Below are 25417 nucleotides of genomic sequence, written 5' to 3'. Positions count from 1 at the left end.
AAACCATGCAAGAACAAAACTATACTCAGGTCGCGCAGGAATATTATCGCCAGCGTCATACCACTCCGGGCTGGCAAAGCCTGGTGCAGGTGCTATTTTCAGGTATTCTGGCCTCCGCCGACGACGAAGATGGTCGTCGTTTCCTCACGCTGATGGGCAATAATCTGGCGCGTCAGCATCAGCTTCCTGCCTCTGCGACACTGGGGGAGCTGGAAGACAATATCAATCACATCCTCAGCCGCTTCGACTGGGGTGTGGTGAAACTGGAAGCCACTCAGCAACAGCTGGCGCTGGTGCACATAGCCTGGCCGGTGTCACCGCAGGGGCAGGATGATGAGCTCTGGCGCATTGCGCTGATTTCCCTGTTCGAAGGTCTGTATGCACAGTGGTTGTTATCACAGGGCGGACAGCCGTATGTTCCGCTGCGCTGGCAGGAAAGCACACCGGAAGGCGCGTTCGTTTTCCGTTATCAAAATGGTTTGTAAGGAATCACTATGTCGTTATTTCGGCGCTACAGTCTGGTGCTGTGGCTCGGCCTTGTTTTCGCTTTTTTCAGCTCTGCCGTAATGGCTCAGGACTCTGGCTGGTCAGCGTACAAAAGCCGCTTTCTGATGCCAGACGGGCGCATCATTGATACCGCCAATAAAAACGTCAGTCACACAGAAGGCCAGGGATTCAGCATGCTGCTGGCGGTCTTCAATGACGATCAGGCAACATTCGACAAACTCTGGCAGTGGGCGAATACCGCGCTTTACCGCAAAGATATCGGTTTGTATTCCTGGCGCTATGACCCGAACAGCACCCCGCATGTGGCGGACACCAACAATGCCTCCGATGGCGATACGCTGATGGCCTGGGCGCTGCTGCTGGCGGGCGATAAGTGGAACGACAGCCGTTACACCAAAGCTTCCGAAAAATTGCAGGCGGCGCTGATCAAATACAATGTGATTGATTATGCCGGCTATAAAGTGATGCTGCCGGGCGTGAAGGGTTTTAATCAGACCAGCAACGTGACCGTCAATCCGTCCTATTTCATCTTCCCTGCGTGGCAGGCGTTTTACGCGCACAGTCATTTAAAAGTCTGGAAGGATCTGGATGAAAGCGGCACCGCGATGCTCAGTAAAATGGCGTTTGGTGAATTCCGCCTGCCGACCGACTGGGTGGATATGCAGGCTGATGGCACCATGAAACCGGCAAGTCGCTGGCCGACGCGTTTCAGTTACGATGCCGTGCGTATCCCGCTGTATCTCGGCTGGGCGCATCCTGGCAGCCCGCAGCTGGCACCGTTTATCCTGTGGTGGCAGAAATCGCCACGTAACACTACGCCCGCCTGGATTGACGTTATGACCGGCACTAAAGCCAGCTACAACATGTCGCCGGGTCTTTTAGCCATCCGTGATTTCACTATGGCCAACGCCGGAGCCATCAGCCCGAACCTGGCCCCGAAAGACGATTACTACTCCTCAACGCTGCAACTGCTGAGCTGGTGGGCGAGTCATAAAGGGTAAATACCGTTTGAAAAAAACCTCACCATTTTTATAACGTATTGGGGTAATGAAGACATCGCCACAAAATGTATTTTAATATTCATTTTGTGGCTGCTTCACTATTTGTGAGTCATCTATCAAATAAGAAATTTTATTATTTTCATCATGGATGACTGTCATTACCTCATCATTTTCAAGGCATCTTTCCTCTGATTTAACTTCATCAAAACAATAAAGCTTTCTGTTATAAAAAGAAAACCAATTTGAATTATCTTGAGATGTTTTCTTAAATCCATTTCCGCCATCTATTACAGAGACGTAATAAACTCCATTTTCATCAGGCTTCGGTGAACCATATTTGTTTTTAATAGCACCTTCGTGAACTTCCCACCAGGTTATTTTACCTTCCTGGGTCAAAGGAGGTTGTTTGACCACAATAACCATTGTTCCTACATCTTGATCGACATAAATAATTTCAGGGCTTCTGGTTATAAGTCGAAATAAAAAAAGTGCAGCCAATAGAATATACACTGTGATGTTTTTTTTACTCCTCAGCAACTCACCAGTCCATTTAATGAAAAAGCGTGCAGACATTCTTATCATTTTTTTATTGTATTCCCGTCAATATAATAGACTGTTTTATTATCTCGTCCATTATGGATCGTCATTAAATTATTTTTTTCTATGCACCTATTTTCTGATTTTATTTCATCGAAACAAATAAGATCATTTCTTGAAAAAGAATACCATGATGTAAAACTTACCTCTGACACTTTAATAAACCCCACTCCAACATCTTCTATTCCAACAAAATAGTTGCCATATTCATCAACATCAGACATCTTATTCCTTATAAGAGGGCTATCCTTATTAGTTTCCCACCAAATTATTTTACCTACCTGAGTCAGAGGGAAGTTTCTGACGACTATGTCTGTATCCCCTTTGACATGGTGTACGAAAATGATTTCTGTTTTTCTAAGTAACAGTAAATAAGCTGATACGGAAATGCATAGAACAGTGACTATCACTATTATCTTTCTCATGGTTTTCCACCTGACAGATGAATATCCGTTTCCATTTCAGTCACAAAAGGTCTGAATGCCAATTTTTCATAGTGTTGCAAAACAAACCAAATTCTGAAAAATCTCAGAGCGTTAAATTTCCCCTTTGAGATGTCATCTTTATCCAAACCGAAATGATCCTGAGACTTATAATTAATACACGCGTTGAATCCGCTGTTAGTAATTAAAAGTGATTTTAACGTTATCTAAGTGGCATAGGTGTCATGAACTGTAATCCCCATTCCATTAATTTTATCTTTAAATCGGTCAAATTTTGGAACAACCCCACGGTTTACTCCAAGAGTTAATAAACCTCGAGATGTTTCATCAAATACCTTTCCCTTCCAATCTATATTATCAATCAAAATTCCTTTTATTATTTTTAAGGTACTTCCCCCAGAAAAATCATGTCTGATCTGATCCTCAAGTGCCTTATTCAAAAGGTAATCGCTGAACGGCAACCCGCTGTTCTTTTGCATATGGTTGATCATCTTCACGATCAGTCCGCTATAAACACCATATAACGCGAAAGGCTTAGACAGTTCCCTCATTTCATCAAAAAGAATATCGCTGCATTGTTTCACTGAAAGCGTACTTTTTGTTTCCGGGTAAGGTTGAAGAAGACGTGACGTCTTTTTTGGAAAGTAATCGATGAGTAAAGAAGAGGGCCGGTCGGGGAAATTATAATCCGAAAAAGGAGAGGCTTTTATCTCTTCAATTTTAGTCAGGGTGTAAGGATTTACTCTTGCTGAAACATCATCCAGATGGTACACAGACCTGAGTTGTTGCTCCGTCATATCACCGTACTGCAAATCGTCTGAGGACCTCGCCCCTGCGGGGGTTGTATATATTCTGGCAGGCAGTCTGATTTGTGACATATAAATTCCTTTTATGTAATTTCAAACTACTCCATTCATAAGAGAATAGATAAAATTCGCTTATGTTAAAACACCATAAATTCATGCGGATAATGTATCGCGCAACTTTATGGTGAACATTACATTAGTATTATTGTTTAAATAATTATTGATCTGGTTGGCAAAATCAAGAATTAGCCATCCGTCATTTCATGGCCAACCCCAGTGCTATCAGTCCGACTCTCGCACCGAAAGACGATTACCACTCCTCAACACTGCAACTACTGAGCCGGGACGAGTCAAAAAGGGTAAAAGCGGTTTTAAATAACCCTCACCCTTTTAGATAGCGTGTTGGGTTTATGAAGATCATTGCCACAGAATGGATTTTTATGAATGAAAATTAATTAATATATTCGCCATCGAACATATAACTCATTTCACCCACCTTTGTACTCATTATTTCCATAAGCACATTTTTTTCTATACATCTATTTTCTGATTTTATCTGATCGAAACATAACAGATCGCTTCTGGAAAGCGAATACCATACCGAAAAATTTTCCTCAGAGGCTTTTTTAAATCCATCACTTACATCTGAAATAGCAATATAGTAAACACCATTTTTATCACGCTCAGGTATTCCATATTTATATTTAAGCATATCCTGGTTATCTTCCCACCACGATACTCTCCCTCTTTGTGTCACTGGGAATTTTTTGACTACTATGTCAGTAACCCCGTCAATATGTTGTACAAAAATAATTTCTGCTTTTCTAAAAAATAAAAAATATGATGGTATTAAAACACTCAGAGCAGCGCATGTAATGATGACTGTCTTTTTTTTCATGATCTTCCACCTGACAGATAAATGTGCGTTTCCATTTCAGTCACAAAAGGCTCTGAATGCCAATTTTTCATAGTGTTGCAAAAAACCAAATCCTCAAAAACCTTAAGGTATGACCTACTATTTTCCTAACATGCCATTTATCTAGTCCGAAATAACCCTGAACTTTGCAATATATTATTTCTGACAATCGGATTTGTGACATACCATTCGTGTTAAATGAATACATCATTCTTTAAGTGGCATTTGTATTATTTCATCATTGCCAATACGGATCATTGCTTGCCCGTCTTGCCAATTTTCTATTTCCATAAATATATTTTTCTCAATGCAATTTTTATTGGAGTCTATTACCGAAAAACAGTAGAGATCATTGGTGCCAAGACTAAAAAGTGTTGAGCCTTCTGGCATCTTCTTAAAGCCACTACCTCCATCCCAAATAACTATATTATAGTTTCCATGCTGATCTGGCTTGGGGATTTGGTATTTATTTTTCAAAAACAATTTATTTTCATTCCACCATTTTATTTTTCCATATTTTGTTAAAGGGAAGTTTTTTGCCACTATATCTGTGTAGGTATCACTTTGTTGAACAAGCACAATCTCAGGAATTCTAAAAAAAATAAGATAAATAACTGTAATCACTAACGTGATGAGTGTAATCGTCATTTTGATTTTCATAACTTACTCCTTAAAAAAACCACATTATAATTATTCCATTTTTATAAAAATCTTTTCATTTAGTAACGTACTTCCCCTTTATAAAATAGTCTGTTTTATTTTGCATTCCGTTATTAATCTGCATGATGAAATTTTTCTCAATGCATCGATCCTCTGACTTAATTTCATTAAAACAATAGAGCTCGGTATGTTCAAAACTAAACCAATATAAATTAGCTTCTGTAACTTTCTTAAAACCATCACTGACATCTAATATAGCAACATAATAATTCCCATCAGAATCAACGCTGGGTAATTGATATTTTTCTCTAATTAAATCCTTATGATGTTCCCACCAGTCAATCTTACCCCGCTGCGTAATGGGAAAGTTTCTAACTATGATATAGGTACTATCTTCATCTTCGTGGACATAGATAATTTTCGGATCTCTTAAAACAAAAAAATAACGTAATATAATTATTAAAATCATTATGGGGATGACATGTTTTTTATTCACCGAATGCCCCCTTTAATAGTAATGTTTGCTTCCATCTCAGTCGTAAATGGTTTAAATCCCAATTTCTCCCAACGTTGCAAAACAAACCAAATTCTGAAAAATCTCAGCATTTTAAATTGAGAATTTGAAATATCTTTCTTATCCAACCCAAAATGATCCTGAACTTTATAATTGATAGTTGCCTTATATTCATTATTGTCAATCGAGAGTGATGTCAATGTTATCTGAGTGGCGTAAGTATCGTGAACGGAGATCCCCATACCATTAAAGTTATCTTTGAATCTTTTGAATTTTGGTAGAATGCACGACTGTAAATTTCTTCTAAGCAATGTTTCAGTATCTTGAGTGTAAAGATTTTTTCCCAATTTATGTTCTTCAGTAGTGTCTCTTTTATAGTACTTAAACTGCTAATCTGAGAAAAATCATATCTAATCTGTTCCTCAAGTGCCTTATTAAAAAGATAATCCCTGAATGGCAACCCGCTGTTCTTTTGCATATGGTTGATCATCTTCACGATCAATCCGCTGTAAACGCCATATAACGCGAAAGGCTTAGACAGTTCCCTCATTTCATCAAAAAGAATATCGCTGCATTGTTTCACTGAAAGCGTACTTTTTGTTTCCGGGTAAGGTTGAAGAAGACGTGACGTCTTTTTTGGAAAGTAATCGATGAGTAAAGAAGAGGGTCGGTCTGGGAAATTATAATCCGAAAAAGGAGAGGCGTTTATCTCTTCAAATTTAGTCAGGGTATAAGGATTTACTCTTGCTGAAATATCATTCAGATGGTAGACAGATCTGAGCTGCTGCTCCGTCATATCACCATACTGCAAATCATCTGAGGACCTCGCACCTGCGGGGGTTGTATATATTCTGGCAGGCAGTCTGATTTGTGACATATAAATTCCTTTTACGTAATTTCAAACTACTCCATTCATAAGAGAATAGATAAAATTCGCTTATGTTAAAACACCATAAATTCATGCGGATAATGCATCGCGCAACTTTATGGTGAACATTACATTAGTATTATTGTTTAAATAATTATTGATCTGGTTTGCAAACTTAATAATTAAATAAAAACCACGCCAAGTAAACAACAGATGTTGCATCCTTAGCTGCAATTTAGAAAAAGTTATAAGAATCTGTTACGATAAAAAGTAAGCTGGGCTTATTTGGCTATAATAGCTAACATAATGCTGTCTTTTGAAACGAGAATAAACCGTGAAAATAATGCCCCCCGAACGCCCGGAAGCGTCAATTCAGCGCCTGATTTCTGCCCTTATGCCGGTAAGTACACCGGTGAGCGTGGTGCCGCGCAAAAGATTGGCATGGTCATATCAGGGCAAACCTCAGTTTTACCTGTTTCTTGAAGGTGAAGTATCTGTCCTGCGCGCCACTGACGGGCTGGTGATGGCCACTGCCTATGATCCGCTGTTGTTTGGCGTGGCGGAAGCTATGCAAGGCGTGCACTGTCAAACCTTGCGGGTGGACACTCAGGCTACGCTGCGCCGGGTGGATGCCGAACAGGCCATGAACATTCTTACTGAAAAACAACTTTGGCAGGATGTCGCGAGCTCATTTTCCTATTTCAGCAGCTATCTGTTTTACCGCGACGCGCTGGTCGTGCAGCAGCGTACTTACTCGGTCATCTGCAACCATTTGCAGGAGATGATCCAGTTGCCTCTTGAGACCCGGTTACGGGTTTCCATTCTCGAATATATTCAGGAGAGGACGCATTTATCTCGCAGTACGGTATTAAATATCATCCATGCCCTTAAACAAGGCGATTATATTTCGACAAGCCGTGGCGGATATTTACTGGAACTGAATCCGTTGCCTGAAGAATTCTAATAACGTTGGGGGTGTGAATAATTCTCATTCTCCCAAAGTTTAGATTTAAACGGTTTACCATTTTAAAGAGTCTGCTTTTTTAATTAGTATCCCTGCCGATCAACATCACACGTAATTAAATTCTGTCCTGATGGGCAGAAAATAAAAATCCAGGGAAATTATGAAAAAGACTCTTGTCGCTTTACTCGTGTTAAATGTCTGTGCTGTTTCAACTGCCTATGCCGCCGGGGATGCGAATACCTGGTACGCTGGTGCGAAACTGGGCTGGTCACATTATTTTGACGCCAGCGGCAAAGGTAATTTCGATGATAACCTGAGCAAAGCCAATGACTTTGATTACGACAAAGATAATGTCAGCGGCGGCGTATTCGGCGGCTATCAGATTACTCCCTGGTTGGCAGTAGAAGGCGGCTACGATTATCTCGGCAATATGGATATTCACGGCAATCACGGTGCTCCGGGCGCAAAACTCGAAAGCCAGGGTCTGCAAATGTCCCTGAAAGCCAGCTACGGCCTGACCGATAGCTGGGACCTTTATGGCCGTGCAGGTGCGATGGCTTATCGCGCAGAAACCAAAATTGCCGGTCATGACAATTTTGAAACGGGTGTGCGCCCTCTGGCCGCGGTTGGTACAGAATATGCCTTCAACAAAAACTGGGCTGGCCGTCTGGAATACCAATGGGTCAGCAACGTAGGCAACTCCAATCAGATCGGTATCAGCAGCGATGTTAGCTCCGTGTCTGCTGGTCTGGTTTACCGTTTTGGTCAGCATGACGAAACCCCGGTTGCTGTTCCTGTCGCTGTTGCAGCAGAGGCGGCACCAGAAGTCACCACCTTCAACATGAAATCTGACGTCCTGTTCGCTTACGATTCAGCGACGCTGACGCCTGAAGGTAACGCGGCCATTACTCAGCTGTACAACAGCCCGGAAATGCAGGGTGCCAAAAACAGCTCCACGATGGTTATCGGCTACAGCGATCGTCTGGGCGCTGATCAATACAATCAGCAGCTTTCTTCAAAACGTGCTCAGGTCGTTGCTGATGCACTGATTGCTCAGGGCCTGTCAGCTCAGAACGTCAGTTCAGAAGGCCGCGGTAGCAACGATTCCGTCACCGGTACCCAGTGCGATAACAGTATGCCTTCCGCGCAGCTGAAAGATTGCCTTGCGCCAGATCGCCGTGTCGTGATTGAAATCACCGGTCAGAAATAAGTCCAAAATTGCCCTCTGCGGGCTGCTAAGTCACGAATTCATACCGTGCTCAGTAGCCCGCCATGCGGATAAATGAACCATTAATGTGGTAGCAGTAACCTCAATAACCGATCTTCCTTCACACTTAGATCGTAGAAATAGCATCCAAATTTTCATTAAGTCCCTTTGCCCAATACTCGTTATCGGGCTTTTTTTTGGGATTTATACAGGCTATACCTATGAAAAACCCACTTTCGTGGGTTTTTCATTTCTGCTGTTAAACCGGTTTTACGCCACAGTCTGCGTTGTCCCGGTTTCATCCTGATCGACAGCGAAACAGGCAACCAACTGGTCGCCATACTGTTTCAACTGAGGCTGGAACTGTTTGCAGGTGCCGAACGCACGGCGGCAGCGGGCGTTAAACGCACAACCGGCAGGCGGATTCAGCGGGCTTGGCAGTTCGCCGGTCAGCTTGATGCGTTCACGACGCTCGTCCGGATTCAGACGTGGCGTCGCTGACAGCAATGCCTGCGTGTACGGATGACGCGGATTGCTGAAGATGGCGTCTTTCGAGCCCTTCTCCACACAACGTCCCAGATACATCACCATCACTTCGTCAGCGATATGCTCCACCACGGACAAATCGTGAGAAATGAAGACGTATGACAGCCCCAAATCCTGCTGCAAATCCATCATCAGGTTCAGCACCTGCGCGCGTACGGAAACGTCGAGTGCAGATACCGGTTCATCGGCGATCACCACATCCGGATCCAGCATCAGACCACGCGCGATAGCGATACGCTGACGCTGACCGCCGGAGAACATATGCGGATAACGGTCGTAGTGCTCGGTTTTCAGGCCGACTTTCGCCATCATCGCCAGTGATTTCTCACGGCGCTCTTCGCGGGTCAGCTTGGTGTTGATCAACAGCGGCTCTTCGAGAATCTGCCCTACTTTCTTGCGCGGGTTCAGCGATCCGTAAGGATTCTGGAACACGATTTGGATCTTCTGACGTCGCAGCTTTTCAGCGGTCGCATCAGGTTTCAGCAAATCCTGACCGCGGTAATACAACTCACCGCCGGTCGGCACTTCAATCATGGTCAGCAGACGGCCCAGCGTGGATTTACCACAACCTGATTCTCCGACCACCGCCAGCGTTTTACCGCGTTCGAGCGTAAAAGAGACGCCGTCGAGCGCTTTCACCGTGCGTTCCTGGCCGAAGAGGCCCTTCTTCACCGGATAATGCTTTTTCAGATCAATCGCGTGCAGCAGCGGCTGCGATTGGGTGTTATCAGGACTCATGAGTAGGTCTCCCGGCATCATCCAGCGGATAATGGCACTTCGACTGACGACCGTTTGCGAGGTCACGCAGCGCAGGTTCTTCTTTACGGCAACGGTCAGTTGCATACGGGCAGCGCGGATTCAGCAGACAGCCGTTAGGACGGTCATATTTGCCCGGCACCACGCCCGGCAATGACTGTAAACGGGCTTTGTCAGTGGAGAATTCTGGCAATGAGCGCAGCAGCGCCTGCGTATACGGATGGCGCGGTGCACGGAAAATTTCCGTGGCTTTTGCCGATTCCACTACCTGACCGGCGTACATCACGATGATGTGATGCGCGGCTTCCGCCACCAGCGCCAGGTCATGGGTGATCAGCATCAGCGCCATGTTTTCTTTTTGTTGCAGCTCAAGCAGCAGCTCGATGATCTGCGCCTGAATGGTCACATCAAGCGCGGTCGTCGGCTCATCGGCAATCAGCAGTTTTGGACGACAGGCAATCGCCATCGCGATCATTACGCGCTGGCTCATTCCGCCGGAAAGCTGATGCGGATACACGTCAAGACGCGAAGCCGGGTCAGGGATCCCGACCAGATTCAGCAAGTCGATAGTGCGCTGACGACGGGTCTTTTTGTTGCCGCCCTGATGCACCTTGATAGCTTCCATAATCTGGAAACCGACGGTGTAACATGGGTTGAGGCTGGTCATCGGATCCTGGAAAATCATCGCGACTTCGGCACCGACAATCTGACGGCGCTCTTTTTCACTGATGCCTTGCAGGTTACGCCCGCCAAACTCCAGTTTTTCCGCCATCACTTTGCCGGGGAAGTCGATCAGCCCCATCAGTGCCAGTGAACTGACCGATTTACCGGAGCCGGATTCGCCGACGATCCCGACCACTTCTCCCTGTTTCACGCTGTAACTGATACGGTCTACGGCGCGGAACGGCGTCCCTTCGTCACCGAAGTGAACGGAGAGCTTATCCACGGTCAGCAATGTTTTGCCGACCTGAACGTCATTCGTTAATGTTGTTTCCATCTCCAACCCCTTACTGCTTGAGTTTAGGGTCGAGGGCATCACGCAGGCCATCACCCATCAGGTTAAATGCCAGTACCGTCAGCAGAATGATCACGCCAGGGAAGGTCACAACCCACCAGGCACTTTGAGCAAACTGTAAGACGTCCGACAGCATGGTGCCCCACTCAGGCGTTGGCGGCTGTGCGCCCATACCGAGGAAGCCCAACGCTGCCATGTCGAGGATGGCGTTGGAGAAGCCGAGCGATGCCTGAACAATCAGCGGCGCTAAGCAGTTAGGTAAAATATTGACGAACATCTGGCGGGCAGCACCGGCACCGGCAACGCGCGAAGCGGTCACGTAGTCACGGTTCACTTCCACCAGAACCGCGGCACGGGTTAAGCGGACATAGTGCGGCAGGGCGACAAAGGTTAGCGCCAGCGAGGCATTGACGATCGACGGACCGAAAATCGCCACCAGCACCAGCGCCAGCAGCAGGCTCGGCAGAGCCAGCATGATATCGACCACGCGCATGATGATGGCGTCAGTCACACCGCCGTAGTAACCGGCAAACAGGCCGAGAACCACGCCGAGGAGCAGCGACAACACCACGACCATACAACCGACCAGCAGCGATAAACGCGCGCCGTACATCAGCCGCGACATAATATCGCGGCCCACGTCGTCCGTGCCCAACAGGAATTTCCAGCTGCCGCCTTCCATCCAGACCGGCGGGCGCAGCAGCGCGTCACGGAACTGTTCAGCAGGCAGGTGAGGTGCAATCACGTTCGCGCCAATCGCAATGACCAACATGATAATGATGTAAACCAGGCCGACAACGGCCCCTTTGTTACGCTTGAAGTAATGCCAGAATTCGCGCAAAGGCGGCATCGGCACTGGCGCAGCCGTCACTAACTCGTTAGCGACCGGCTCAGTGGTTTGAGACATTGTGCGCCCCTTATTTCTTGTGGCGAATACGCGGGTTGACCACGCCGTAGAGCACATCTACCAGCAGGTTAACCACAATGATCAGAGTAGCGACCAGCAACACCCCGCCCTGCACGACCGGATAGTCGCGGCGCTGGAGTGCGTCGATCAGCCACCGGCCGAGTCCCGGCCAGGAGAAGATGGTTTCCGTCAGAATGGCGCCACCGAGCAGCGTACCGACCTGTAAACCAATGATGGTCACCACCGGCAACAGCGCATTACGCAGTGCGTGGATGACGATCACCCGCATACGGCTGACGCCTTTGGCGCGCGCAGTACGGATGTAGTCTTCGCCCAGAACTTCCAGCATGGATGAACGGGTCATACGCACAATCACCGCCAGCGGAATAGTGCCCAGGACGATAGCCGGTAAAATCATGTGCATTACGGCATCAACGAAATCACCCGGTTCGCCCCAGAGCAGCGTATCGATCAGCATAAAGCCGGTCAGCGGCAGGCTGTCATCCAGGAAAACGGTATCGTTTATTCGCCCCGATACGGGCGTCAGATTCAGCTGCACCGAGACCAGCATCACCAGCATGATCCCCCACCAGAATATGGGCATCGAATAGCCGGTCAGCGATATCCCCACAGCCGTGTGGTCGAATATCGATCCCCGTTTTACCGCCGCCAGCACACCCGTCGGAATACCGACAATGATCGCGAAAATCATCGCGCAGATACCCAGCTCCAGTGTTGCTTTAAAGCGCGGTACAAATTCCTGCCAGACAGGGATGCGGCTTTTTAAGGAGGTGCCCAGGTCGCCATGCAGCACCCCGTTCACGTATTTGAAATATTGCTGGTAGAGAGGCTTGTCGAGCCCCATATCTGCCATCAACTGGGCGTGACGTTCGGGGGAAACCCCGCGCTCGCCTGCCATGATGGTGACCGGGTCGCCTGGTATCATGTGTACGAAGGCAAAAGTCAGCAAAGTAATGCCGATAAACGTTGGGATAACTAACCCCAAACGTCGGAGTATGAACTGCAACATATCCCGTACTCTCTGTATAAAATGCCCGGAAAACCGTAGCTCGCCGGGCTTATGGATAGCTCACAAAACTATGTACCGCTGAACTAAAAGACGTAGTGAGCGCTCAGTGAGCAGTGCGGAGGAACATCGCAATTGAGGCATACCCTCAGGCAGGCAAAAATTGCGAGCACCTCACAACGCAGCTCCCGGCGCGCTCAGTAGTCGATCACTCCATGCTTACGTTTTCGAAGTGGTGTTTGCCAAGAGGATCAACGACATAGCCTTTGACTTCTTTACGAACCGGTTCGTACACAGTGGAGTGGGCGATGATCAGCGCAGGAGCCTGGTCATGCATCACAACCTGAGCCTGTTGGTACAGCGCAGCACGTTTAGCGTGATCAGATTCAGCACGGGCTGGCTGGATCAAGTCTTCAAACGGCTTGTAGCACCAGCGGGAGTAGTTGGAACCGTCTTTTGCTGCAGCACAGCTGAACAGGGTCGCGAAGAAGTTATCCGGATCCCCATTGTCGCCGGTCCAGCCCATCATGACAGACTGATGCTCACCGTTTTTCGCACGCTTGAGGTATTCGCCCCACTCGTAAGTCACGATGTTGGCTTTCACGCCAATTTTCGCCCAGTCAGCCTGGATCATTTCAGCCATACGGCGTGCGTTCGGGTTGTATGGACGCTGTACCGGCATCGCCCACAGATCGATAGTGAAACCGTCTGCGTGTCCTGCTTCTTTCAGCAGTTCTTTGGCTTTGGCTGGATCATACGGGTAATCCACCACGTCTTTGTTGTAGCCCCACATTGTTGGTGGGATCAGGTTTTTAGCCGGCTGGCCAGCACCCTGATAAACCGCTTCGATGATGGCTTTTTTGTTCACAGCCATGGTCAGTGCCTGACGCACTTTCACTTCATCCAGTGGTTTTTTCTCAACGTTGAAGGACAGATAACCCACGTTCAGACCTGGTTGTTGCATCAGGTTGATGGACTTATCTTTTTTCATTGCTGCGATGTCAGCCGGGTTCGGGTACGGCATCACCTGGCATTCGTTTTTCTGCAGTTTCGCGTAACGCACGGAAGCGTCAGGCGTGATGGAGAAGACTAAACGGTCGATCTGCGGCTTGGTACCCCAGTAGCCCGGGAATGCTTTGTAGAGGATGCGTGAATCTTTCTGGTATTGCACAAGCTGGAACGGACCAGTACCGATTGGGTCCAGGTCAACTTTCTCAGGAGTTTTCGCTTTCATCATGTTGTCAGCGTATTCCGCAGACAGGATAGAAGCGAAGTCCATCGCCAGGTCAGCCAGGAATGGAGACTCAGGGCGGTTCAGTACGAACTGCACGGTGTTGTCGTCCACTTTCACGATCTTGTTGATCAGATCGCCCATCCCCATACCTTCGAAGTATTCGTAGCTGCCGCCAGAAACACCGTGGTAGGCGTTATTTTTGTCCAACTGACGCTCAAAGGAGAACACAACGTCGTCCGCGTTGAAATCACGGCTTGGTTTGAACTCTTTGTTGTCCTGCCATTTCACGCCTTTGCGCAAATGGAAGGTGTAGGTTTTGCCATCAGCAGAGATGTCCCACTTTTCAGCCAGGCCAGGCTGGATTTCAGTGGTCCCGATCTTGAATTCAACCAGACGGTTGTAGATAGGCACGGAGCTTGCGTCATACGTGGTGCCTGAGGTGAACAGCTGAGGGTTGAAGCCTTCAGGTGAACCTTCAGAGCAATATACTAACGTTTTTGCCTGGACACTGGCCGCAACGGTCAGCGCAATCAGGCCCATACTGAATTTCAGTAGCCCCGACTTACCTAAAGAGATTGTCATCGCTTCTGCTCCATCGATTAATGGTGATGTGGATGTGTGTGTTGTGTATACAGCTCACGTCACCCTTTATTTTTATTTGCGGGTGACTGTGTTTGCTCGTGCGCTGCAATAAGTCCAACCAGCGCATGGTGAACTGCCATTTTTTTCCTGTGATCTGTAAAGTTGTGTTTACAAAACCGTACCGGAAATAATCACTGGTCTTCCTTGGGGCTATCAATTTGGCAACTCCTATCCTTGACGTCAATATAACCATCAGGCATTTACACAGACTGTGAGTTACAACAAACAAACATAAAAAAACATTTCGTTAACCAAATTAGGATGAATGTTCAGTTTGTTCCGGCAATAACCACATAATCCCCTCTGTAAAAGAATATTTCTGGCTCATTCGCCCATTTTAAATCCCTAAAAATTTCTGGCTAAATGATGAATATATGAACGGTTATTTTTGAGATAGGGGTGGAAACCAGCTGAAAATGCTGACAAGTGCAGTAAACGGCTGTGGCTTTACAGGGAACGTGTTTGCCCCGGCACCGGCAAAACACCCCAAAATAGCGCAAATGCACACTGGTGGTGCAGGTGATGATCCGTGCGGATTTTGGCTGCTTTGACGGCAGTAGGGATACGCCACATGGACATGGGTTGATACGAATAGGCTAACCAAATTTTAAATTTTGGCGTAGTTATTGCTAGTTTTTACGCGATGGTTTCCGACAGGTTTGCGCACGGGTATGCAGATTTAAACACGTATAACCAATGCATTTGCATTGGACGTGCAAATGCATTACGCTGACAAAATCGCTCAAATAAGCACCATCAGGGAGTCTCATTATGTCAGCCTCGGCAGTATGGGGAATCAAATTCAAAGCAGAATCTAAAGTCACCCGCCGTTTCCAGACCACCATTCCGGCTACTATTCGTAAGGCATTAAATCTCACCGAAAACGATCGTATTCAGTACAAGATTTTGCCGGACGGACAGGTGGTTATTTCGAGGCAACTCGAAGAAACGGAAGATCCCGTCATCAATGCCTTCCTCGATTTCGTTGCGACGGATATGCTCAATAGCCCGGCAAATATGCAACCGGTGACGTTATCCCTGCATGAAAAAATCAATGTACTGACCGCAGGGATGGCTATCGATCTTGAGAGCCCGCTTTCTGACGATGACGAGTAACGGATTATGCACAATCAGGCTCTGGAGATTAACGGATGGACCCTTCTCGCTCATCCACTGATCCTGCAACAGATACAGGAACTCACTGATCAGGTTGTTTTGCTACGCCGCAAAGATCCAGCTGGCTATAAAAGCAAGAATGCCACCAAACGGCTGGCCGCTATCAATAAGCTGATGTTTGACGCTATCCCGCAAGATCCGGCCCGCAGTGAATTCCGTCAAGGGGATACTTTAGGTGGGGAATTCTCACACTGGTTCAGGGCAAAATTCTTCCAACAATATCGGCTGTTTTTTCGTTATAACCTGAAAAGCCGGATCATTATTTACGCCTGGGTCAATGATGATAAAGAATTGCGGGCGTATGAGAGTAAAACAGATGCCTACCGGGTGTTCAGCAAAATGCTCAAAAGCGGCAAACCGCCCGACAACTGGCAGGCGCTTTGGGAAGAGTCGCGCAATGTTGTGACTCAGGAAGGGCAGCCCTAACCCTGAAATTCCATAAACTACAGGCGAAAAAAAACCTGCTTTTAAAGCAGGTTTTTCAAATGTGGTCGGCGAGAGAGGATTACGCGCATCTTCGATGCTTGCCCTTCGGGCCGTTGCTAAAGCAACGTGGTCTCGCTTCGCTCGGCTCAAACCTCCTTCGGAGGCTCTCATCCTCGTTTACTACAGGCGAAAAAAAACCTGCTTTTAAAGCAGGTTTTTCAAATGTGGTCGGCGAGAGAGGATTCGAACCTCCGACCCACTGGTCCCAAACCAGTTGCGCTACCAAGCTGCGCTACTCGCCGAATGGGGCGCATCTTACTGCGACCCCCTCAGAGCGTCAACGGCTTTTTATAACATCCGAACTGACTGACCAGATTTTATCCGAAACGCCGTCAAAACAACCTATGGCTTCTGTTCTGCCTGGGGTTTTGCACACCAGTTGTTCGCCGGGTTGATACCGCCGTCCGGCGAGGTATAGCCCAGGCAGCCCAAAATCGAGTCGAATAATTCAACGTGGCGTTTCTTCGCGCCCACCCGCTGTTGCGCCTGTAACTGCTCAAACGCCAGTTTGTGGTCCGGTTGCTCCAGGAAACTGTCGGATGCCCATACCATCATCGGCACGCGGAATTGCTCCGGTGGCGCCATTTCGCGTGGCGTACCGTGCAGGTGCGAATTCTCATCAATCGATTCACCGTGATCGGAGGCGTAAAACACCAGCGCTTTCTTATCACGCAACTGATCAATCACGCTGTCGATGAAGGTATCGGTGTACAACACGCTGTTATCAAAGGCATTGATCAGTTCCGCTTTGGTACAGGTGTTGCTCTTACATTCCGGCGTATAACGGGCATAACTGCGCGGATAACGTTGCGAATACAGGTAATGCGAACCTTTGGTATGCAGGATCACCAGATGCTTGCCTTTCGGGTGCGTCCTGAGCGATTCCTTTAACTCGTTGACCAGCAACATGTCATCGACCGGTTTACCGTCGTTGCGCTTCTCAGAGGCGATGATTTCACGGAAAGAGAAGTTATTGGTATCCGCGTTATTGTAGAACCACAGCTCGCTTTGCATGGCGAACAACTCTGAGGTGAAGCCCAGAGATTTCATCACTGCAAAAATGTTCTGCTCTTTCAGCGTACGCTGCGGGTTATCCGCCGTACCGCCTTCGCGCACAAACATACAGCGCAGTGAGAGCTTGGTGGCGGTATCGCAGGACGTCCCGCGGAACGCGACCAGATTCTTCTCTTTCGACAAACGCGGCGTGGTGTCACGCTCGTACCCCAGAATGCCTAAGTGATCCCAACGGGTCGTTTCACCGATGATAAACACGACGTAGGTATCGTCGATATCCGCGGGTGGCACATAGGTAAATTCCTTAGCCGGATCAAAGTAATTACTGGAGTCCTGGCTCTCATCAACCTGTGTATAAGCATATAAACCCAGCGCTGCCAGCCAGTTTGATGGCAAATAAGAGTGCGCGACGACGCCGCCATAGCTCGGCAAATCGACGTTGGTTTTCTTCTCATTCACACTTTGTTGGTGGTCGAGATAACGCAGCGGCAGCCAGACCAGCAATGCTGTCGCCAGCAGAACAATCAGCGGCAGCGCGCGTTGTCCCGGCGTTCTTATCTGCTCCATCAGCGTCAGACGCAGGTTGTTTTTCCAGATAAGGAATAACGGAACCGCACTGAGCAGCGCCATCCAGATAAACAGATGCCATCCGATGATTTCTTTACTCAGATCGATATCCGTGGTCATGACCGAAACGACAATGCCGTAGCCAATCACCACATTGAACATGACCATGTAATAACTGGCTGCGACCGAAATCAGCACCAGTAACGTGGCGATAATGCGGAAAAACAGTTTTCCCCCCAGCGAAATTAAACGCAGAACGAAAAAGGTAAACAACACGATGGCACAAACTTCGGTGACCGCTTGCAGCAGTTCAGTAGAAGTGAAGTGGTTAATTAAAGCGGCAAAGCGGCGTCGAAACACGGAGACATTCAGGAAAATGCCAATGTAAATCGCTAACAATATTGAGATATTTTGCTGCGATAGAGTCTTCACTCTATTCATGTAATGTAATTTTCCGGAAGTTTTTTGAAAGATTCTGAATCATTGTGACATGTTTCTGCTCGTCGAGTTCACGGAATATGCTGAGATTACGTTTATATACATACCTACATGAACCGCAGGACACAGGCGTTGCACAGAAAAATTAACAAAACCAGAGAGAGTATTTCAGACGTGAAAAAGGAGGCCTGAGCCTCCCTGAACTTTCTTAAAACGCCTTCTGGTGAAAGCGGTCTGATTAAAAATTACTTAATATTCAATGTTACATCGATATTGCCACGGGTCGCATTAGAGTACGGGCAAACCTGATGGGCTTTCGCTACCAGCGCTTCGGCTTCACTGCGCTCAAAGCCCGGCAAAGTGATATCGAGCTGTACTTCGATACCGTAACCGCCAGGAATTGCACCGATGCCTACCGCGCCTTCAATTTTCGCATCCGCAGGGATCTTAATTTTTTCCTGTGCTGCCACAGCTTTCAGAGCGCCGAGGAAACAAGCGGAATAGCCCGCTGCGAACAGCTGCTCAGGGTTGGTGCCGCCGCCCATACCGCCCATTTCTTTTGGAACACCCAGTTTGACGTCAAGAACACCGTCGTCAGAAGTCGCACGACCATCACGGCCGCCGGTGGCTGAGGCATGAGCACGATACACAACTTTTTCAATAGACATATTTCGTTCCTTAATCAGTGAGAGTTACAAAAATATTAAGCGATTTAATCGCACGCTACTTATTTGATTCTACCAGACGAATCCACGTTGTTCCTTCAGACTCGTCTGTTTAACACTCTTTGAGCAAAACGCGGTTTTACGCTTTGTCCTGAAGTTTAGATCGCAATACTTCCAGCTGCTGTTTGAGCGCGACAATCTCGCCTACCTGACAATCGGTCGCACACAAAATAGCATCGGGAATACCCTGCGCTTTCTCGCGTAACGCCCTGCCTTCTGCAGTCAGGGAGATAATCACCTGACGCTCATCCGCTTTCGCCCGCTGACGCATCAGTAAACCTGCGGTTTCCAGACGCTTTAACAGCGGCGTTAAGGTAGCAGAATCGAGAAACAGCTTTTCGCCGATTTCAGATACCGTCACTTCATCACGCTGCCACAGCACCAGCATCACCAGATATTGTGGATACGTAAGGTCGAGTTGCCCGAGCAACTTACGGTAAACCTTATGCAGCGCCAGATTCGCGGAGTACAGCGCGAAACACATCTGTTGATCCAGATGCAGCATGCCGTTTTGTGTTGAGTCGGTATCTGTTGTCATGTTCATGCCACCAATATATATAGTGTGCGATATAATCGCAAGCGCTTTCTTTTCACTACACCGGGGCGGGGCGGATCCCTTAAAGAAAGTTTGGCGCAAAGATTGAGTTAAAAAATATGCCGCTTCTGAGCAATAAGAGAAACACCATAATGTTATCAGGATTGGTGACGACGGCGCGAAGCGCAAATTTTCGCCCCATTTTTGTTCAGTTGCATGCCCTCTGTGGTGCAACAAATATACAACACGGGCATACAACAAAACACAAACCCAACAATATCAATGAATAATAATCTGGCACAGGCTTTGCTTAGATGAATTCAATCTTGTATACCAGATGGGATTCAAAACATGCCTCCAGCTTCAGATACCGTCGCATCACCCTTTCGCGGTTTTACCTTGCGGGAATGGCAGCAGCATTACCGCAGTGCGCCAGACAGCCTGCGCACCACGCTTTCTCTGGTTCTCGGGAGCCTGAGTGAAACAGACAATGCCTGGATTTATCTCGCCACGGCAGAACAACTTGAAGCGCAAATCATCCGTCTTGAAACCCTGCGTGCTCAGGCCGAAGGTTCGCTGAGCGCCCTGCCGCTGTTTGGCGTGCCGTTTGCCGTCAAAGACAATATGGATATCGCGGGCTGGCCGACGACGGCGGCGTGTCCGGCATTTGCCTATACCGCAGAAGCCGACGCCACCGTGATTGCTAATCTGAAAGCCAAAGGCGCGGTGGTCATCGGGAAAACCAATCTTGATCAGTTCGCCACCGGACTGGTCGGTACCCGCTCCCCTTACGGCGCGGTGCGCAATACCTTCAATCCTGATTACGTCAGCGGCGGTTCAAGCTCTGGCTCAGCTTCTGTTCTGGCCCGCGGTCTGGTCGCCTTTTCGCTGGGCACCGACACTGCCGGTTCAGGTCGCGTGCCGGCTGGCTTTAACAATGTCGTCGGGCTGAAACCGACCAAAGGCTGGCTGTCGAATACCGGCGTGGTTCCGGCCTGTCGCCTCAACGATGCCGTCTCCATTTTTACGCTCACCGTGGGCGACGCCCAAACCGTAGCCCATGCCGCAGGCGGATATGACGCCGCCGATGCCTATTCACGTAAAAATCCGCATACCGCGCCGGTGGCTTTTCCGGCACAGCCGCGCATCGCCATCCCTGACCGTGTGGAGTTTTTTGGTGATGATCTGGCACAAGCGGCTTTCAGCGAGGCAACCGACCGCCTGCGTCACCATGGCGTCACGCTGGAGACGATTGATTTCACCCCGTTCCGCGAGCTGGCGGAGCAATTGTATTACGGTGCATGGGTGGCAGAACGCACCGTAGCCGTCGGCGAAATTTTCGAAGAAAGCCCTGAGGTGATGGATCCGGTAGTCCGCGGGATTGTCGCCAACGGCCTGAACTACAGTGCGTGCGACGCCTGGCGCGCCGAATATTTACGCGCTGAACTGTCGCGTAAAATCAATCTGGCGCTGGAAGGATTTGACGCACTGGTCGTGCCCACATCCCCGACCATCCGCACGCAGGAAGAGATGGTGCAGGAGCCCGTGCTCTACAACTCGCAGTTCGGCATTTACACCAACTTCACCAATCTGGCTGATTTGTCCGCACTGGCGCTGCCTTCCAGTTTGCGCGCCGACGGCCTGCCCGCCGGTATCACGCTGCTCGCCCCTGCCTGGCACGACGATGCGCTGGCGATCTTTGGCCGCCAGTGGCAGCGCAGCCTGAACCTGCCGCTCGGCGCGACCGGGCTGGCGATGAAGCCCGAAGAATTTATGACCCCCGCGCCAGCCAGTGCTGCCAGCGTACGCGTCGCCGTGGTGGGGGCGCACCTGACCGGCATGCCGCTCAATTTCCAGCTCACCCGCCGAAACGCGGTGCGCGTCGAGCAAACCACCACCGCCGCAACCTACAAACTTTACGCCCTCGCCAACACCAAACCGCCAAAACCGGGGCTGGTGCGGGCTGAAAGCGGCAGCGCGATTATCGTCGAATTGTGGGATATCCCGCTGGCGCGCTTTGGCGAATTCGTCGCTGAAATCCCGGCACCGCTCGGTATCGGGTCGCTTGAACTGGCCGATGGTCGCATCGTGAAAGGCTTTATCTGCGAGCCATGGGCGATCCCGGAAGCCACGGAAATCACGGCATTTGGTGGCTGGAGAAATTACATCCAGAGCCTGAATTCTTCACCGGTAAAAAGCTGAGGGCGTGCACATGTTTAACACCGTTTTAATTGCTAACCGTGGCGAAATCGCCTGCCGCGCCATCCGGACGCTGAAACGCCTGGGCGTCACCAGCGTGGCTGTTTATTCCGACGCTGACCGCAACGCACCACACGTCACGCAGGCCGATATCGCTATCGCACTGGGCGGCGAAAAGGCCAGTGAAAGCTACCTGATGATCGACAAAATTCTGGCCGCCGCGAAAAAAACCGGCGCACAGGCAATTTATCCGGGATACGGCTTTTTATCCGAAAGCGCAGAATTCGCCGATGCCTGTGAAGCGGCGGGAATTGCGTTTATCGGGCCGACTGCCGGACAAATCCGCGAGTTTGGCCTTAAACACCGCGCCCGCGAATTAGCCGGGGCTGCGAATGTTCCAATGACGCCGGGCACCGGTTTGCTCGCAAGCATTGAAGATGCCGTCAAAGCAGCCGCAGACATCGGTTACCCGATCATGCTGAAAAGTACCGCTGGCGGCGGGGGCATTGGCCTGACACGCTGTGACGACGAAGAGGCATTGCGCGCCGCGTGGGACAGCGTGAAGCGTCTCGGCGAGCAGTTTTTCCGCGACGCCGGTGTATTTCTGGAACGCTTTGTCGATCGCGCCCGTCACGTCGAAGTGCAGATTTTTGGCGACGGTAAAGGCCGCGTGGTGGCGCTCGGGGAACGTGACTGTTCGTTGCAGCGTCGTAATCAGAAAGTGGTGGAAGAAACGCCTGCGCCAAATCTGCCGCAGGCCAGCCGCGAAGCATTACACCGCGCCGCCGTGCAGCTGGGTGAATCGGTAAATTACCGCAGTGCCGGAACCGTTGAATTTATCTATGACGCCGCGCGCGACGAATTTTATTTCCTCGAAGTGAATACCCGTTTGCAGGTGGAGCATCCGGTCACCGAAATGGTCACCGGTTTAGATCTCATCGACTGCATGCTGAAAGTCGCCGCAGACGAGCCTCTGGACTGGTCTGCGATGGAAAAAGCCCCGCAGGGCGTCTCGGTAGAAGTGCGTATTTACGCCGAAGATCCGCTGAAGAACTTCCAGCCAAGCCCCGGTGTTCTGACCGAAGTATTTTTCCCTGAAGACGTGCGTGTCGACGGCTGGGTTTCTACCGGCAGCGAAGTGTCGGCGTTTTACGACCCGATGATCGCCAAACTGATTGTTCACGGTACGGACCGGCAGGACGCGCTGGCAAAAATGTCTGCCGCGCTGGCTGCTACGCGTTTGCACGGCATCGCCACCAACATTGATTATCTGCGTCAGGTGGTCGCCACGCCGGTGTTCCGCGACGGAAACATGTGGACGCGGATGCTCGACAGTTTTGCCTATGCACCGAAAGCCATCGAAGTCATCGCGCCCGGCACGTACAGCAGCGTGCAGGATTATCCGGGACGTCTCGGTTACTGGGATGTCGGCGTGCCGCCTTCCGGCCCGATGGACGATTTTGCCTTCCGCCTCGCCAACCGCATTGTCGGTAATCATCTGGATGCCGCCGGTCTGGAGTTCACATTACAGGGGCCCGTGCTGCGTTTTCATTGCGACGCAATTATCGCCCTGACCGGCGCACGTTGTCCTGCCACGCTCAATGGCGAACCGGTTTCTTACTGGCAGCCGGTGGATGTAAAAGCCGGTCAGACGCTGACACTGGGGCGCGCGACGCAGGGTTGCCGTACCTATCTCGCGGTGCGTAACGGTTTCGACGTGCCGGTCTATCTCGGCAGCCGCTCCACCTTTGCGCTCGGGCAGTTTGGCGGGCACGCAGGCCGCACGCTGCGCGTCGCCGATATGCTGACCGTTTCGCAGCCGGAACTCGCCGCCTGCACCACGCCTGCCCCGGTTGGTTTACCACTGGCAGCGGCGGAAAATATCGTGCCGCCTTACGGTGATATCTGGAATATCGGCGTGCTTTACGGGCCGCACGGCGCACCGGATTTTTTCACCAAAGAATCCATCGACATTTTCTTTCAATCTGAATGGCAGGTGCATTACAACTCTAACCGTCTCGGTGTGCGGCTGGTCGGCCCGAAACCGCAGTGGGCGCGGCAGGACGGCGGCGAAGCCGGTCTGCATCCGTCGAACGTGCATGACTGTGAATACGCTATCGGCGCGATTAACTTCACCGGCGATTTCCCGGTCATTCTGACCCGCGACGGGCCAAGCCTCGGCGGTTTCGTCTGCCCGGTGACCATCGCTAAAGCCGAATTGTGGAAAGTCGGACAGGTAAAACCGGGCGATAAGATCCGTTTCCATCCGATCAGTTTTGAACAGGCGCAGGCGCTGGAACTGGCGCAGCAGGGCACGCTCGATTCGCTGATGCCGGTTAACGCGATGGCGCTGCCGGTGCCGTCGCTGCTGCCGGATACCACCGCATCCGCCACTATTCTTGCGGCCCTACCGGCCACAGCAGACTGTCCGTCGGTGGAATACCGTCAGGCGGGCGACGGCTACGTGCTGATTGAGTACGGCGATAACGTGCTGGATCTGGCGGTGCGTATGCGCATTTATCTGCTGATGAACGCCATCAAAGCCGCGGGCCAGCCGGGCATTGAAGAACTTTCTCCGGGCGTGCGTTCGCTGCAAATCCGCTACGACAGCCGCGTGCTGCATCAGACGGCGCTGCTCCAGCATTTGCTGACGCTGGAACACAACCTGACTGATGTCAGCCAGCTCAAAATCCCGACCCGCATCGTACATATGCCGATGGCCTTTGAAGATTCCGCCACGCTCGGTGCAGTCGAACGTTATCAGCAAACCGTGCGCGCCGACGCGCCGTGGCTGCCGAATAACGTCGATTTCATCCAGCGCACCAACGGGCTGGCGAGCCGCGAAGCAGTGAAAAACATCATCCTCGACGCCAGCTATCTGATCCTCGGGCTCGGCGATGTCTATCTCGGCGCGCCTTGTGCGGTGCCTGTCGATCCGCGCCATCGTCTGCTCAGTTCCAAATACAACCCGGCACGCACGTTCACCGCTGAAGGCACGGTCGGTATCGGCGGCATGTACATGTGCATTTATGGCATGGATTCGCCGGGTGGCTATCAGCTGGTTGGCCGCACGCTGCCGATCTGGAACACCTTCCTTAAAAATAAAAGTCTCAGCAACGAGCAGTCTAAAAACGGCGAGCCGTGGCTGCTGCACTTCTTCGATCAGGTGCGCTTCTACGAGGTCACCGAAGCCGAACTGGACATTCAGCGCGAGGCGTTCCGCGAAGGCCGCACACAAGTTCGCATCGAAGAGACCGAGTTCGATTTTACGCAATATACGCAATTTCTTGCTGATAACGCCGCCGATATTGCTGATTTCCGCACAAAGCAGTCAGAAGCCTTTACCCGCGAAGTTGCGCACTGGCACGAAGCGGAAAGCGCCGCAGTGGAAGCCGCCGCCAATGCCGTGCAGTGGGTGGAAGACGATGCAGGTCAGGACGGGCATTTAGTCAGCGCTGACCTCAACGGTAACGTCTGGAAAATCCTGGTGGAGCCGGGTCAGCAGGTCGAAGAAGGCCAGCCGCTGATCGTGGTCGAAGCCATGAAAATGGAACTCTCGGTGAATGCGCCATGTGCCGGAACCGTACTGAAAATCAGTTGCCAGCAGGGCCGTCCGGTCGGGCCGGGTGATGCCTTGCTGTGGCTGGACGCAGCCGTTTAACGCTAT

The 25417-nt window shown here is 50.0% G+C and carries 21 protein-coding genes, 1 tRNA gene, 1 other RNA gene and 2 pseudogenes; 8 read left to right on the top strand and 17 right to left on the bottom strand.

Annotated elements, in window-relative coordinates:
• The first annotated feature begins 5 nt into the window (after positions 1–5).
• Both bcsD and D6C13_RS11060 read left to right on the top strand, forming a co-directional pair.
• Entirely contained in the window at positions 6–485 is a 480-nt protein-coding gene (gene bcsD / locus D6C13_RS11065; RefSeq protein ID WP_120132798.1) for a cellulose biosynthesis protein BcsD, read from the top strand.
• A gap of 9 nt (positions 486–494) precedes the next feature.
• On the top strand, positions 495–1508 hold the full coding sequence (locus D6C13_RS11060; protein WP_120132797.1) for a family 8 glycosyl hydrolase: 1014 nt from the start codon (positions 495–497) through the stop codon (positions 1506–1508).
• 72 nt (positions 1509–1580) lie between these two features.
• On the opposite strand, the gene D6C13_RS11055 is transcribed toward D6C13_RS11060, so the two are convergent.
• The 7 genes and pseudogenes from D6C13_RS11055 to D6C13_RS11025 form a co-directional block, all read right to left on the bottom strand.
• Complete coding sequence (locus D6C13_RS11055) at positions 1581–2081, bottom strand: DUF943 family protein (RefSeq protein WP_167458021.1); 501 nt, start codon at positions 2079–2081, stop codon at positions 1581–1583.
• A gap of 5 nt (positions 2082–2086) precedes the next feature.
• The gene (locus tag D6C13_RS11050) at positions 2087–2530 is read right to left on the bottom strand and encodes a DUF943 family protein (RefSeq protein WP_120132795.1); all 444 of its coding nucleotides are present in this window, start codon (positions 2528–2530) and stop codon (positions 2087–2089) included.
• A pseudogene (locus tag D6C13_RS11045) lies at positions 2527–3426 on the bottom strand (DUF3289 family protein). Before D6C13_RS11045 ends, D6C13_RS11050 begins: the two are co-directional and overlap by 4 nt.
• Positions 3427–3805: 379 nt before the next feature.
• The gene (locus D6C13_RS11040) at positions 3806–4252 is read right to left on the bottom strand and encodes a DUF943 family protein (RefSeq protein WP_120132794.1); all 447 of its coding nucleotides are present in this window, start codon (positions 4250–4252) and stop codon (positions 3806–3808) included.
• Between the two features lie 225 nt (positions 4253–4477).
• A complete protein-coding gene (locus tag D6C13_RS11035; protein ID WP_120132793.1) occupies positions 4478–4930 on the bottom strand; it encodes a DUF943 family protein in 453 nt (150 codons plus the stop codon).
• Positions 4931–4985: 55 nt separating this feature from the next.
• Positions 4986–5426 (bottom strand): DUF943 family protein, encoded by a 441-nt coding sequence (locus D6C13_RS11030; protein WP_120132792.1) that lies wholly within the window; start codon positions 5424–5426, stop codon positions 4986–4988.
• A pseudogene (locus tag D6C13_RS11025) lies at positions 5423–6321 on the bottom strand (DUF3289 family protein). Before D6C13_RS11025 ends, D6C13_RS11030 begins: the two are co-directional and overlap by 4 nt.
• Positions 6322–6646: 325 nt before the next feature.
• On the opposite strand from D6C13_RS11025, the gene D6C13_RS11020 reads away from it, so the two are divergent.
• The gene (locus D6C13_RS11020; protein ID WP_120132791.1) at positions 6647–7276 is read left to right on the top strand and encodes a helix-turn-helix domain-containing protein; all 630 of its coding nucleotides are present in this window, start codon (positions 6647–6649) and stop codon (positions 7274–7276) included.
• A 160-nt stretch (positions 7277–7436) separates the two neighbouring features.
• Entirely contained in the window at positions 7437–8486 is a 1050-nt protein-coding gene (gene ompA / locus D6C13_RS11015) for a porin OmpA (RefSeq protein ID WP_120132790.1), read from the top strand.
• Positions 8487–8753: 267 nt separating this feature from the next.
• On the opposite strand, the gene dppF is transcribed toward ompA, so the two are convergent.
• The 5 genes from dppF to dppA all read right to left on the bottom strand — a co-directional run bounded on the left by dppF (position 8754) and on the right by dppA (position 14550).
• On the bottom strand, positions 8754–9767 hold the full coding sequence (dppF, locus tag D6C13_RS11010) for a dipeptide ABC transporter ATP-binding subunit DppF (protein WP_120132789.1): 1014 nt from the start codon (positions 9765–9767) through the stop codon (positions 8754–8756).
• The gene (dppD, locus tag D6C13_RS11005) at positions 9757–10782 is read right to left on the bottom strand and encodes a dipeptide ABC transporter ATP-binding protein (RefSeq protein ID WP_120132788.1); all 1026 of its coding nucleotides are present in this window, start codon (positions 10780–10782) and stop codon (positions 9757–9759) included. The genes dppF and dppD overlap by 11 nt, the downstream gene beginning before the upstream one ends.
• A 10-nt stretch (positions 10783–10792) precedes the next feature.
• Complete coding sequence (gene dppC / locus D6C13_RS11000) at positions 10793–11707, bottom strand: dipeptide ABC transporter permease DppC (protein WP_120132787.1); 915 nt, start codon at positions 11705–11707, stop codon at positions 10793–10795.
• A 10-nt stretch (positions 11708–11717) separates the two neighbouring features.
• Positions 11718–12737 carry a dipeptide ABC transporter permease DppB gene (gene dppB / locus D6C13_RS10995; protein WP_120132786.1) on the bottom strand — a complete coding sequence of 340 codons (1020 nt, stop codon included), beginning with the start codon at positions 12735–12737 and terminating at the stop codon, positions 11718–11720.
• 205 nt (positions 12738–12942) lie between these two features.
• Positions 12943–14550 carry a dipeptide ABC transporter periplasmic-binding protein DppA gene (gene dppA / locus D6C13_RS10990; protein WP_120132785.1) on the bottom strand — a complete coding sequence of 536 codons (1608 nt, stop codon included), beginning with the start codon at positions 14548–14550 and terminating at the stop codon, positions 12943–12945.
• Between the two features lie 831 nt (positions 14551–15381).
• On the opposite strand from dppA, the gene D6C13_RS10985 reads away from it, so the two are divergent.
• Both D6C13_RS10985 and D6C13_RS10980 read left to right on the top strand, forming a co-directional pair.
• Positions 15382–15726 carry a type II toxin-antitoxin system PrlF family antitoxin gene (locus D6C13_RS10985; protein ID WP_120132784.1) on the top strand — a complete coding sequence of 115 codons (345 nt, stop codon included), beginning with the start codon at positions 15382–15384 and terminating at the stop codon, positions 15724–15726.
• Between the two features lie 6 nt (positions 15727–15732).
• Complete coding sequence (locus D6C13_RS10980) at positions 15733–16212, top strand: type II toxin-antitoxin system YhaV family toxin (RefSeq protein ID WP_120132783.1); 480 nt, start codon at positions 15733–15735, stop codon at positions 16210–16212.
• A 62-nt stretch (positions 16213–16274) separates the two neighbouring features.
• Here the strand turns inward: D6C13_RS10980 and D6C13_RS10975 are convergent.
• From D6C13_RS10975 to D6C13_RS10955, 5 genes are all read right to left on the bottom strand, one after another.
• A non-coding RNA gene (locus D6C13_RS10975) (RtT sRNA) lies at positions 16275–16404 on the bottom strand.
• Positions 16405–16437: 33 nt separating this feature from the next.
• Positions 16438–16514, bottom strand: a tRNA-Pro gene (locus tag D6C13_RS10970).
• Positions 16515–16614: 100 nt separating this feature from the next.
• Entirely contained in the window at positions 16615–18294 is a 1680-nt protein-coding gene (gene eptB, locus D6C13_RS10965) for a kdo(2)-lipid A phosphoethanolamine 7''-transferase (RefSeq protein ID WP_120132782.1), read from the bottom strand.
• A 242-nt stretch (positions 18295–18536) separates the two neighbouring features.
• Entirely contained in the window at positions 18537–18959 is a 423-nt protein-coding gene (locus tag D6C13_RS10960; RefSeq protein ID WP_112291684.1) for an organic hydroperoxide resistance protein, read from the bottom strand.
• A 136-nt stretch (positions 18960–19095) separates the two neighbouring features.
• Entirely contained in the window at positions 19096–19560 is a 465-nt protein-coding gene (locus D6C13_RS10955) for a MarR family winged helix-turn-helix transcriptional regulator (protein ID WP_425272712.1), read from the bottom strand.
• A 342-nt stretch (positions 19561–19902) separates the two neighbouring features.
• On the opposite strand from D6C13_RS10955, the gene atzF reads away from it, so the two are divergent.
• Complete coding sequence (atzF, locus tag D6C13_RS10950; RefSeq protein WP_120132780.1) at positions 19903–21753, top strand: allophanate hydrolase; 1851 nt, start codon at positions 19903–19905, stop codon at positions 21751–21753.
• A gap of 10 nt (positions 21754–21763) precedes the next feature.
• Complete coding sequence (gene uca, locus D6C13_RS10945; RefSeq protein ID WP_120132779.1) at positions 21764–25411, top strand: urea carboxylase; 3648 nt, start codon at positions 21764–21766, stop codon at positions 25409–25411.
• Positions 25412–25417: the final 6 nt, after the last annotated feature.

Source organism: Rahnella woolbedingensis, from assembly GCF_003602095.1.
In the GTDB taxonomy this organism is placed as follows: Bacteria; Pseudomonadota; Gammaproteobacteria; order Enterobacterales; family Enterobacteriaceae; genus Rahnella; species Rahnella woolbedingensis.
The sequence above is the reverse complement of the archived record's forward strand: the minus strand, read 5'-3'. Positions and strand labels throughout refer to the sequence as shown.